This window comes from Klebsiella sp. RHBSTW-00484 (assembly GCF_013705725.1).
In the GTDB taxonomy this organism is placed as follows: domain Bacteria; phylum Pseudomonadota; class Gammaproteobacteria; order Enterobacterales; family Enterobacteriaceae; genus Klebsiella.
The window spans coordinates 4,356,506-4,368,657 of record NZ_CP055481.1; the positions used below are offsets into that span (position 1 = coordinate 4,356,506).

8 protein-coding genes and 1 pseudogene are annotated in these 12,152 nt (G+C 60.1%); 4 read left to right on the top strand and 5 right to left on the bottom strand.

The genetic code is table 11. The features are described 5' to 3' along the window. Window positions 1-30: 30 nt before the first annotated feature. Entirely contained in the window at window positions 31-1,272 is a 1,242-nt protein-coding gene (entS, locus tag HV213_RS20625; RefSeq protein ID WP_181483113.1) for an enterobactin transporter EntS, read from the bottom strand. A 112-nt stretch (window positions 1,273-1,384) separates the two neighbouring features. Here entS and fepD point away from each other — a divergent pair, with 112 nt between their 5' ends. From fepD to fepC, 3 genes are read left to right on the top strand one after another with little or no spacing between them, the layout of a single operon-like run. Next, window positions 1,385-2,392 (top strand): Fe(3+)-siderophore ABC transporter permease, encoded by a 1,008-nt coding sequence (fepD, locus tag HV213_RS20630; RefSeq protein ID WP_181483114.1) that lies wholly within the window; start codon window positions 1,385-1,387, stop codon window positions 2,390-2,392. Continuing rightward, complete coding sequence (gene fepG / locus HV213_RS20635; RefSeq protein ID WP_181483115.1) at window positions 2,389-3,381, top strand: iron-enterobactin ABC transporter permease; 993 nt, start codon at window positions 2,389-2,391, stop codon at window positions 3,379-3,381. The genes fepD and fepG overlap by 4 nt, the downstream gene beginning before the upstream one ends. Next, the gene (gene fepC, locus HV213_RS20640) at window positions 3,378-4,172 is read left to right on the top strand and encodes an iron-enterobactin ABC transporter ATP-binding protein (protein WP_181483116.1); all 795 of its coding nucleotides are present in this window, start codon (window positions 3,378-3,380) and stop codon (window positions 4,170-4,172) included. The genes fepG and fepC overlap by 4 nt, the downstream gene beginning before the upstream one ends. 173 nt (window positions 4,173-4,345) lie before the next feature. Here fepC and entF read toward each other — a convergent pair whose 3' ends face one another. The 3 genes from entF to fes are packed head-to-tail and all read right to left on the bottom strand — an operon-like array spanning window position 4,346 to window position 9,668. After that, on the bottom strand, window positions 4,346-8,227 hold the full coding sequence (gene entF, locus HV213_RS20645) for an enterobactin non-ribosomal peptide synthetase EntF (RefSeq protein ID WP_181486469.1): 3,882 nt from the start codon (window positions 8,225-8,227) through the stop codon (window positions 4,346-4,348). 10 nt (window positions 8,228-8,237) lie between these two features. Then, window positions 8,238-8,441, bottom strand: coding sequence for an MbtH family protein (locus HV213_RS20650; RefSeq protein ID WP_181483117.1), 204 nt, complete (start codon window positions 8,439-8,441; stop codon window positions 8,238-8,240). Window positions 8,442-8,468: 27 nt separating this feature from the next. Then, on the bottom strand, window positions 8,469-9,668 hold the full coding sequence (gene fes / locus HV213_RS20655; protein ID WP_181483118.1) for an enterochelin esterase: 1,200 nt from the start codon (window positions 9,666-9,668) through the stop codon (window positions 8,469-8,471). 272 nt (window positions 9,669-9,940) lie between these two features. Between fes and HV213_RS20660 the strand changes: the two are divergent. Further along, window positions 9,941-10,897: pseudogene (locus HV213_RS20660) on the top strand (FepA family TonB-dependent siderophore receptor); the annotation flags it as partial. Window positions 10,898-10,907: 10 nt separating this feature from the next. Here HV213_RS20660 and HV213_RS20665 read toward each other — a convergent pair. Continuing rightward, window positions 10,908-12,136, bottom strand: a protein-coding gene (locus tag HV213_RS20665; protein ID WP_110129298.1) for an IS3-like element ISEc36 family transposase whose coding sequence is annotated in 2 segments (ribosomal slippage) — window positions 10,908-11,821 and window positions 11,821-12,136 — 1,230 coding nt in all. Because the reading frame shifts where the segments join, the coding sequence is not laid out codon by codon here. Window positions 12,137-12,152 lie beyond the last annotated feature (16 nt).

The window sequence follows — 12,152 nt, forward strand, 5'->3', positions numbered from 1 at the left end:
CGCCGCGACCCGGGGTTTGCGGGCACGGATTTAACTTTCGCTGACTATCTCAGGGCGCTGAAAACGGCGCAATTCACGCAACAGGCCCACCAGCACAACGCCCACAATGACCAGCGCCCAGCCGCTGGCGCTCGCCGAAGCCACTGGCGTCAGAATTGCACCCAGACCACCGAGCAGCGCCGCGCCAATCGCATCGCCGGTCACGTTCTGCGCCGTCCACAAGCCATTGATGCGTCCGAGCATATTTTCCGGGGTTTGGCTCTGAATCAACGTATATTGCAGCAGCGAGCTTATCGCGCTCAGCCAGCCAAACACCGCCAGGCACAGCGCGCCAAGTTCCCACATCGGCATCAGACTGAACAGCGCAATCGCCACAAACGACCCCACGGTAGACGCCAGCATCAGCGCCCCAGGCTTCGCCGTCTGCGCCAGTTGCCCGCTGGTCAACGCCCCCAGCGCCGCCCCCAGAGGGATCGCGGCGTACAGCAGGCCAATCTGCGATGTCGACATCTGCCAACTTCCGGCCAGCGCCGGATAGAGCACGCGAACCGCGCTCGCCATCGTTAGCAAACCGCCGAGCAGCGCAATGCCGCCGATAAGCGGGCTGTTAAACAGGAATTTCACTCCCGCCAGCAGCGATTTCAGCGGATGTTCACGCGGCTGCGGAGGCGGCGCTAACTGCGGTAAACGCAGCAGCGTCAGAGTGGTAATAAAGGTCCCGGCCGCCGCCAGACCGTAGTTCCAGGCTACCCCACCGGTGGCCAGCAGCAGGCCACCGATCATCGGCGAAATCACCGAACCCAGGCGCACCGTCAGCATGGTGATCGCCCCCGCCTGCATCAGGTTTTCCCGCCCGACCAGCGCCGGAGTCGCCGCCAGCAGCGCAGTCACGCCAATGGAGGCAAACAGGCCGTCCCATATACCCAACAGATAAATTGCAATTAGCGACGGCTCCGGCAGCATGGCGTTCAGACACAGGCCGACGAAGCCGATCCCGCAGGTACCGCGCGCCAGCAGAATCAAGCGCTTGCGCTCATAACGGTCGGCCAGCACGCCGCCCACCATCAGGCCAACAAACATCGAGGCACCGGTTAAGGTGACCGACAGCCCAACCTGCCAGGTCGAGTGGGTCATCATCTGGATTTGTACCGGGATCGCCACGCCCAGCAGGCCAAGCGACAGAATTGAGATAAAGCGGGCGATAAAGACGGCGCGAAAGGCCGGATGAGTTTTCAGCAGGCTGAGATTCAGCAGCCGGGATTGTCGGTTCATGACAGCGCCTTGTTATTATTTTCCATACCATTTTTATGGGTGCACATGCTAACATAACCGAATAGAATCGATAACGATAATTACTATCATTATCATGTCAGGGATGTAAGCCATGTCGTCTTCCATGACCACGGCGCGCGCCTTTGCCGTGCCGGGTCTTTTGATCGTTTTAACCATCGCCGTTGCGCTCAGCCTGTTGATTGGCGCGAAGCCCTTGCCGTTTAGCGTCGTCGTCGATGCTTTTACCGGTACCTGCCAAAGCGCCGATTGCACCATCGTCCTTGATGCCCGACTGCCGCGAACCCTCGCCGGACTGCTGGCGGGTGCCGCGCTGGGCCTCGCCGGGGCGCTGATGCAAACCCTGACCCGCAACCCGCTGGCTGACCCGGGGATCCTCGGCGTCAACTCCGGTGCCAGCTTTGCTATCGTGCTCGGCGCGGCGCTGTTTGGCATCTCTTCGCCACAAGAACAACTGCTGATGGCCTTTTGCGGCGCGTTCGGCGCATCGTTATTGGTGGCCTTTACCGGCAGCCAGGGCGGCGGTCAGCTTAGCCCGGTGCGCCTGACCCTAGCGGGCGTGGCTCTGGCGGCGGTGCTCGAAGGCCTTTCCAGCGGTATCGCCCTGCTTAACCCCGACGTCTACGATCAGCTGCGCTTCTGGCAAGCGGGTTCACTGGATGTGCGCACGCTGCAAACCCTGAAAATCGTCCTGATCCCAGTGTTGATTGCCGGTCTCGTTTCGCTGCTGCTCAGCCGGGCGCTCAATAGCCTCAGTCTCGGCAACGATACGGCGACCGCCCTCGGCAGCCGGGTCGCGCGTACTCAACTGATTGGGCTGCTGGCGATTACCGTCCTGTGCGGTAGCGCCACGGCGGTGGTTGGGCCGATTGCCTTTATCGGCCTGATGATGCCGCATATGGCTCGCTGGCTGGTGGGAGCCGATCATCGCTGGTCGCTGCCGGTCACCCTGCTGGCCACCCCAGCCCTGCTCTTGTTTGCCGATGTGCTTGGCCGCCTGCTGGTTCCCGGCGAGCTTCGTGTCTCGGTGGTCAGCGCCTTTATCGGCGCGCCGGTTCTGATCTGGCTGGTGCGCCGCCAGCCGCGCGGAGATGGAATGTGATTGCCCCTTCTCGCCGCCTGATTTTTAGCTGCCTGCTGCTGGTGATCGCCAGCGTGCTGGTCTCCCTATGGGGGCTCGGCACCGGCCTCGTACCGTTAAGCGTTGAGCAAGTTATCTCCGCGCTGATTGGCGATGCGCCGCGCAACGTCACCATGGTGGTGACCGAATGGCGTCTGCCGCGCGTGCTGATGGCGCTGCTGATCGGTGCCGCGCTCGGCGTCAGCGGGGCGATTTTCCAGTCGCTGACCCGCAACCCGCTGGGCAGCCCGGACGTCATGGGCTTTAACACCGGTGCCTGGAGCGGCGTGCTGGTAGCGATGGTCATGTTCGGCCAGAACCTGGCAGCCATCGCCATGGCGGCAATGGCTGGCGGCATCCTCACCGCGCTGGTGGTCTGGCTGCTGGCCTGGCGCAACGGCATTGAGACCTTTCGCCTGATTATTATCGGCATCGGCATCCGCGCCATGCTGGTGGCGTTTAACACCTGGCTGCTGCTGCGCGCCTCGCTGGAAACCGCGCTCTCAGCCGGGTTATGGTATGCCGGTTCCCTTAACGGCCTGACCTGGGGCAAAACCTGGCCCTCCGCGCCGCTGATTCTGCTGATGCTGGTTTTTGCCGCGCTGCTGGCGCGACGCATGCGGCTGCTGGAGATGGGCGACGATACCGCCTGCGCGCTGGGCGTGCGGGTTGAGCGTTCGCGCCTGCTGATGATGCTGGTCGGGGTGGTACTTACCGCCGCCGCCACCGCGCTTGCCGGGCCAATTTCATTTATCGCCCTGGTAGCGCCGCATATCGCGCGCCGCCTTAGCGGTACCGCTCGCTGGGGCCTGACTCAATCAGCGCTGTGCGGCGCGCTGGTATTGGCGCTCTCTGACTACTGTGCTCAGCGCCTGTTTATGCCTTATCAGTTACCGGTGGGCGTGGTGACCGTCAGCCTCGGCGGTATCTACCTCATTGCGTTGTTAATTCAGGAGTCCCGCAAAAAATGACCGCTGTAACTTCCCGTTTGCGCGGCGACCAGTTGACCCTGGCGTACGGCAAAAAGACCATCGCCGAATCGCTGAACGTGACCATTCCCGATGGACATTTTACCGCCATTATTGGCCCTAACGGCTGCGGTAAATCGACGCTGCTGCGCACCCTTAGTCGTCTGATGACGCCGACCAGCGGTCATGTCTGGCTCGATGGTGAGCAGATCCAGCATTACGCCAGTAAAGAGGTCGCCAAACGCATCGGCCTGCTGGCGCAAAACGCCACCACGCCGGGTGATATCACCGTCCAGGAGCTGGTGGCCCGCGGGCGCTATCCGCACCAACCGATGTTTACTCGTTGGCGCAAAGAGGATGAAGAGGCGGTCAGCAAGGCGATGAAAGCCACCGGGATCACCGACCTGGCGCTGCAAAGTGTCGATACGCTCTCAGGCGGCCAGCGTCAGCGGGCGTGGATTGCCATGGTGCTGGCCCAGGAGACGGCCATTATGCTGCTCGACGAGCCGACTACCTGGCTCGACATCAGCCATCAGATCGATCTGCTGGAACTGCTGAGCGAGCTGAATCGGGAGAAGGGATATACGCTGGCGGCGGTGCTGCATGACCTGAACCAGGCCTGCCGCTATGCCACCCATTTGATTGCCCTGCGCGATGGCAAAATCATCGCCGAGGGCGCGCCGAAAGAGATTGTTAACGCGGAGCTGATCGAGAAGATTTACGGCCTGCGCTGTACGATCATTGAAGATCCGGTGGCCCATACGCCGCTGGTGGTGCCGCTGGGACGCCGGTAATTCCTTTCCCCTCACCCCGCCCCTCTCCCACAGGGAGAGGGAGAAAACCAGCGCTCATTTTTGACATTGGCCCCCAACCACAATTCACAGGTGGAAAGCCACTGCCCGCGCCCTGCCGATCTGTCCCCTCTCCCTGTGGGAGAGGGTTAGGGTGAGGGCTACCCGGCGTTCAATTACCCCAAAATCTCCCTGACTACCGGGCCGATCGCCTCGAAGGCCTGTGGAGAGATAATGTCCACATGGGCGCAATCCTGGCTAAAGACCTCCAGCTCACCAACCCATGGCCCCCAGACCACCTGCGGATCCATTCCAGCCTGACGGGTTTTCTCCGCCACGAACAGCGTCGCTTTACCGTCAAACTTCGCGCTGTGCGCGGTAGTCAGCAGACGTACTGCATCGGCATAGTTGCCTTCGATAACGCTGAATAGCTCGCCGGAAGCCTGCCCCTGCTGAGCGGCAAGAAACGCCTCACGTTCCCGTTCGATCTCCGCCAGCACCTCAGGATCCAGACCGTTAGCCTCTTTTTCCGCCCAGTTCTGCGTTTCCGGCGGCCAGGTATCCAGCAGCCCGAGGAATGCCACCGCTTCACCGCGCTGGCGTAAACGGGCGGCAATACCCTGCGCCAGCGTGCCGCCGAGCGAATAACCGAACAGGTAATAAGGGCCGTGCGGTTGCTGCTCAAGCAAGGTTTGCAGATGATGCTCGCAGACCGCATCCAGATCCGCCGCCGTCGCCATTGGTCCCTGCGGTCGCGGCGACTGAATGCCGGTGATAGACCAGCGCGGGCTTAAGTAGCGCGCCAGCACGCTGAACTGCCAGGCAAAACCGGAAGCAGGATGGAAGCAGAACAGCGTCGGGCCATCGCTCGCTCGCAGCGGCAGGATCGTGTCGAAGCCCAGGCGCTGCGCCTGCTCATCGCTGAGATCCGAAGCCAGCAGCGCGCTCAGCTTGCCGACGGTCGAGGCGACCATCACCTGCCCCGGCGTCACCTGCCGTTCCAGCTCGCGGCCGAGCTGCGCCGCCAGGCGCATTGCCAGCAGCGAATGACCACCTAAAGCGAAGAAATCAGCTTCAATATCGTTTACTTCGCAACCCAGCAGCTGACTAAACGCCATTGCCACGGTGCTTTCAATCCCCGGCTCCGGCGGACGACCGCTGCGCTCGCGGCTTAGCGTCGGCAGCGGCAGCGCTTTGCGATCCAGCTTGCCGTTGGCGCTCAGCGGCAGCTCCGGTAATTGAATCAGCACTACCGGCACCATATGCGGTGGCAACTGTTCCCCCAGCCGCGCTTTGAGCGCTGCGGTATCCAGCGGCAGACCGGATTCAGAAACCAGATAGCCCACCAGCTGACGGGCGTCACCGCCGGTCGCCGCCGCCTGATTAAAGACGCAGGCATGAGTCACCGCCTGCGCGACGTCCGGCAACTCCGACATCACGCGGTCGATTTCGCCCAGCTCAATACGCTGACCGCGAATTTTCAGCTGATCGTCGCTACGCCCGAGATACTCCACCGCGCCGAAATCCCGCCAACGGGCAATGTCGCCAGTGCGATACATGCGCTCGCCCGGTGCGTAAGGATCGGCAATAAAGCGGCTGGCGGTTAAATCAGGACGCCCCAGGTAGCCCTGCGCCAGCTGAATGCCGGTCAGGTAGAGATCTCCCGCCACGCCCGGCGGTACCGGGCGCATCGACGCATCCAGAATACGCAAACCGGTATTCCACACCGGCCAGCCAATCGGCACGCTGGTGCCGGTGACCGCCGCCAGCTCAGGCCCGCAGGCCGGATACCAGCTGACGTCCACCGCCGCTTCCGTCGGGCCGTACAGGTTATGCAGCGGCGCGCCGGTCAGCACCTCCCACTCCCGGCACAGCGCCGTCGGCAGCGCTTCACCGCTGCAGAATACCCGGCGCAGGGTTTGACAGGAGGCAACATTTTCCGCATCCAGCGAAGCAACGAACGCCGCCAGCATCGACGGCACAAAGTGGGTCGTAGTCACGTCGTAGCGGGCGAAGAACTGCTGCATCGCCAGCGGGTCGCGATGGGCCTCCGGCTCGGCCATCACCAGCTGCGCACCGGCAATAAACGGCCACCAAAACTCCCAAACCGAGACATCAAAACTGCACGGCGTTTTCTGCGCCACTACGTCGTCAGCACAGAGCGGATAGTGGTCCTGCATCCACAGCAGGCGGTTGACGATGGCGGTTTGCCCGACCATCACCCCTTTCGGTCGCCCGGTGGAACCGGAGGTAAAGATGATATAAGCGGTATGGTCAGGCTGAGATATGGCCAGCGGTGCAGCGTCACTCGCTTCCAGCGGCTGCTGGTAACAGAGACTTTCCAGGTTAGGGATATCGCTAAAGCGCGCCAACTGATCCTCAGAAGTAATCAGTAGCGATGGACGCGCATCTTCCAGCATCATCCGCAGACGATCGTCAGGATAACCGGTATCCAGAGGCAACCATGCGGCCCCGGCTTCGACAATGCCGTGCAGCGCCAGGGTCAGGAACACCGAACGTGGCAGCGCCACCGCCACGCTATCGCCGGGTTTGACTCCGCGTGCGCGGAGTAATTCCGCCAGCGCCACCACCTGCTGGCGCATCTCGCGGTAGCTAAACTGCCAGTGGGCATCCGCCAGCGCCGGGGCATCCGGGGTTTTCGCTGCCTGCTCCGCCACCAGCGCGCTCAGCGTGGTGAGTGGCAGGTCGATCGCGGTATCGTTCACCTGTTTCAGGTGTTCAGTTTCCGCCGTTGACAGCATATTCGCGTCGCCGCAGCGCAGAGTCGGGCTATCAGCAAACTGCACCAGCAACGCGGAGAGCCGGGCGATATGCCCGCGCAGCGTCTGTTCATCGTAACGCTGCTTATTAGCCAGAATCTCCAGCGACAGACCGCCCGCTTCGTCCGGGAACAGCGCCAGTTCCAGATCATTGACCGGTCCGGTCGCCAGAGTGTGGGTTATCGCCTGCACGCCGTCGATATCCAGCTGATAATCGAAAACTTTTATATTGAGCACCGGGCCAAATAGCGGCTCATCACCCGCCGCCTTGCCGCTGTCGCGAACGATCTGCTCGGCGTCATAGCGCTGGTGGCGGCGCATTTTTTTCAGTTGCCCGGCAAGGCGCGTTGCCAGCTCCGGCAGCGTCTCCTGCGCGTCAATATTGACCGCCAGCGGCAAGACGTTCAGTACCGGTCCGGTTGCGGTTAGCGCCGCAGAACCCATGCGGCGCATAAAGATAAAGCCCGCCGCGTAATCCATTCGGCTGCACAGTCGCCCCAACCACAGGGTGGTCAGCGCCAGCGCCAGATCCGCACGCTGACACTGCGGAGCACTCGCTGCCAGACGGCTAAAGACGCCAGAATCAACCTCCAGCTTCATGCGCCAGATATCGGTGCAGCTCGCCCTTCCCGCCAGCGGCGCGGCAGACAGCGAAGCCGGAGACGGTAGCGCTTTACGCTGCTCCTGCCAGAACTGTTTGTCACGCTGCCAGGCATCGCTACCGTAGTAGCGTTGATACTCATCCACGACTTCCGCAAAAGGAGTAAACGACGAAGCAGGCGTTTCTTCACCCCGCTGCCAGGCGCGATAAATTGCAGCGATCTGGCGAGTAATCGCCGGGAAACTGAAGCCATCGACCAGCAAATGGTGATAACGCTGATACCAGTACCAGCGATTATCTCCTACCCGTAGCAGTTGATGGCAGACCAGCGGATTGCCGCCGTCTACGCGCAGATTCTGCCCGAGATCGGCCTGCATCAGCGCCAGCGCGGCGGCGTGCGGGTCGCTCGCTGCGCGCAGATCCTGATAATCCGGTTCGGCAAACACATGAGTTTCATCGACCCACTGCCAGGCTTCGCCGTTATCTTCACAAAAACGCATGCTGAGGGTATCGGCCTGCGACAGTCCAGTAACAATCGCCCGTCCGAGCAGAACCGGGTCGATCTCACCGCGCAGTTCTACATAGTGGGCGACGCTCCAGGCACCGGGCAGCGTCGAGAGGCGCTCTGCCATCCAGATCCCCGGTTGTGCCGCAACCAGCGGTAAACGAGTGGTCATCATCAGTTCCTTAGGACGCGTGGTGCGCGGGAGTGAGGGTTGACCAGTTCGCCGCCAGCCAGGCATTGCACGCTTCCAGCGACTGCGGCGGGCACTCCACCGCCCAGCCTTCCGGCAGCGAGCAGTGATGTGGCCACAGGCTAAACTGCTGTAATTCATTGCGCAGAATGTAAAACTGCCCTTGCGGATTGTCGAAGGGGTTACTGAATTGCATTTCAAATTCCTCGTAAAGCGCGCTTTGCTACTCTTCGCGGCATAAAGGCTGCCACAGCTGGATTAACCCCGCCGTCAGCCCGCCGCGCCAGCAAAGCGCATCATGCCCGCCGTCAACCTGACGCCAGAAAATCGTCTGCTGTTCCAGATGCGCGAGAAGCGCCTGGTTCGCGCGAAAAATAATCGGCTCGCGAATACCGGCTTCCAGCCAGATTCGCAGCCCTTGCGGGTGTAACTCGCCGCGGCTTAGGCAGTCAATCAGCAGTCCCGTCTGCGCCCCACCGCGATGCGGCCACCAGTAGGAACCGGACTGGCTAAGCACGCAGCCAAAGCGCTGCGGCCAGTAGAGCGCGGCGAACATTGAAGCCAGGCCACCAAAGCTCTGGCCTGCCACCACGGTTCGATCGGCGCGATCGCTGAAAGGGGCCATCTGACGAACTAACGGCAACAGCTCTTCCTGAACCGCCAGCCAGAACGTTTCATTGCAGGGGAGCTCTTCGCCGCGGTGCTGGTTATCAATCACGTCAATCAGCAGATAAACCGCCTGCGGTAGTCGCTCTTCACGGGTTAATCCTGCCAGCGGCGACCATATCGGCATGCTTTCGGCCCAGAACTGGCCATCAAGCAAGACAGCCAGCGGGCGCTCTTGCGGATTCCCATCACCGGTAGCATAAACCCAGATCCGTCGCGTATTGCCCAGGCGCTGGCTCTGCCACTCAATGCAGACCGGCGGCTGATAAGGTTCATCGCGCAGCGCCCAGCCCGGCTGCTCCGGGGCTTCAGGCAGCTCCAGCGCAGACACCGCATGACCGCGGCCGCCCTTCCAGCTTTGTGGATTGAGCGGGTCGGAGATCGCGCGCGGCAGCAGTTTGCGCCAGCCTTCACGCAGCAGCGTGCGGTCCGGGCTATCGCCGTTAAAAAGCTCAGGGGAAAAATCGTTATCGCGCTCGGAGGGAACAAAACAGTAGCTCCCGCGCCAGGTGGGCGAGAGTGTGGTTTGCCAGAACCAGGCATCGGTACCGGGAACGCGTTGCAGCGTCTGCGGCAGCGAATTTTTATGATGATCGGTGACGCCGGTGATGTAAATCCATACCCGCTGGATCGTCGAAGAGGCCTCGCTGCCCGCCGGGTCTCGCCACCAGAACGTCACCCGATACGCGTCGTCAACGGCCTCAATCTGCGGGCCGGAGAGGCTTTGCCACCAGTCGTCACTTCCTGTCTTTTGCATTCCTTTTTTAACCTTATGTTTATCGTGACATTTATCAACAAACGTATCAATAAACGTAATATTTATTGATAATATTATTGATAACTATTTTCATTTGCAATAGCGTATTAGCGCGCTGTGGGAAGCGCGTCTTTCAAAATTAAACATGTCAGAGATGGCTTATTGAGTCAGCGACGGAGTGCCTGTGCCCTCTACTGGCAACATTGATACCGCCTCCCCTCCCGACGGGAAAGGGCTTTTGGGGAAGGTGGCGACGAAAAGCAGGATGTACAATGAATAACAGGATCAAATCCCTGGCCTTGCTGGTCAATCTGGGAATCTATGGGGCTGCTTTTCCGCTGAGCGCGGCGGAAACCTCCTCTGATAGCAAAGCCGCAACCGCTGACGAAACCATGGTCGTTACCGCCGCCGAACAGAACCTTCAGGCTCCGGGCGTCTCAACCATCACCGCCGATGAAATCCGTAAACGTCCGCCTGCGCGCGACGTATCTGAAATTATCCGCACCATGCCGGGCGTTAACCTGACTGGCAACTCCACCAGCGGCCAGCGCGGCAACAATCGCCAGATTGATATTCGCGGCATGGGCCCGGAAAACACCCTGATCCTGATTGATGGTAAGCCCGTAACCAGCCGTAACTCCGTGCGCCAGGGCTGGCGTGGCGAACGTGATACCCGCGGTGATACCGGCTGGGTTCCGCCGGAAATGATCGAGCGCATTGAAGTCCTGCGCGGTCCGGCTGCCGCACGCTACGGTAACGGCGCGGCGGGCGGTGTCGTGAATATCATCACCAAAAAAGGCGGCGATGAGTGGCACGGTTCATGGGACACATATTTCAATGTACCAGAACATAAAGATGAAGGTTCCACCAAACGAACCAATTTTAGTCTTAATGGGCCGATGGGTGGGGATTTCAGCTTCCGGTTGTACGGCAACCTAGATAAAACCCAAGCCGACGCATGGGATATCAACCAAGGGCATCAATCTGCACGAGCAGGAACTTATTCCACTACACTCCCTGCTGGGCGAGAAGGTGTGATTAATAAAGATATCAATGGTTCCGTCCGTTGGGATTTCGCTCCAATGCAGTCTCTAGAGTTTGAGGCTGGCTATAGTCGCCAGGGCAATCTGTACGCGGGAGATACCCAGAACACTAACTCTGACGCGTATACTCGCTCCAAATACGGCGATGAAACAAATCGTATGTATCGCCAAAACTATTCTTTGACTGGATTGGCCCCTATATTTCCATACACTTTTTATCACTTAACCCATGACTGGTTCGTCGCCGCAGATATTCCCGTGGCGAACGATACCCCAGTGCACTATGCGGATGCCATTCGTTGTAATGTTCGAAGGCCTCCGCAAGGTTCTTTACCGCTGTTAACCCGTCGGGTTTCGGCATGATGCTGATGTAATCGCGCTTCATCGTTTTCACGAAGCTCTCTGCCATCCCGTTGCTTTCCGGGCTACGTACCGCCGTATGTTTAGGCTCCAGTCCTACCATTCTGGCGAACTGACGCGTCTGATAAGAACGGTAGGCTGAACCGTTGTCTGTCAGCCACTCAACTGGGGATGTCGGCAGGCTGTTACCGAAGCGACGCTCCACGGCACCCAGCATGACGTCCTGCACGGTTTCACTGTCATATCCACCGTTACTGGCCGCCCAGTAAAGTGCCTCGCGATCGCAACAGTCCAGAGCGAACGTGACCCGCAGTTTTTCACCGTTATCACAGCTGAACTCGAAGCCGTCAGAGCACCACCGCTGGTTACTTTCTCCAACGGCCACTTTCCCTGTATGCGCCCGCTTCGATGGCGGTATTTCCGGTTTACGCTCAAGCAGCAGCGCATTCTGACGCATGATGCGGTATACGCGTTTGGCATTGATCACCGCCATGTCGTCAGTTTCTGATTGTCTGCGCAGCAGTGCCCATACCCGACGATAACCATAGGTGGGCAGATCGCCGATAACGGTATGGATACGGGCCAGCGCGTCAGTATCATCAGGCTTGCGCTTGCACCGACGATCCTGCCAGTCCTTCGACCGACGGGCCATGGCATGCAGTTGCGCACGTGAGACCCGGAGGCAACGACTGACAAGGCTTATTCGCCATCCTCCGGCAACAAGGGCACGTGCGCTATCCACTTTTTTTGTCGGCCATATTCAACGGCTTCTTTTAGCAGCTCGTTTTCCATGGTTTTCTTGCCCAACAGGCGCTGCAGCTCTTTAATTTGCTTCATCGCAGATGCCAGCTCCGACGCGGGCACAACCTGTTCTCCTGCGGCAACGGCTGTAAGGCTGCCTTCCTGATACTGCTTACGCCACAGGAACAGCTGACTGGCAGCAACGCCATGCTGACGGGCGACCAGCGACACGGTCATTCCGGGCTCAAAACTCTGCTGAACAATGGCGATTTTTTCCTGAACACTTCGCCGTCTGCGCTTCTCTGGACCTAAAACATCAATCATTCGGACTCCAACGACT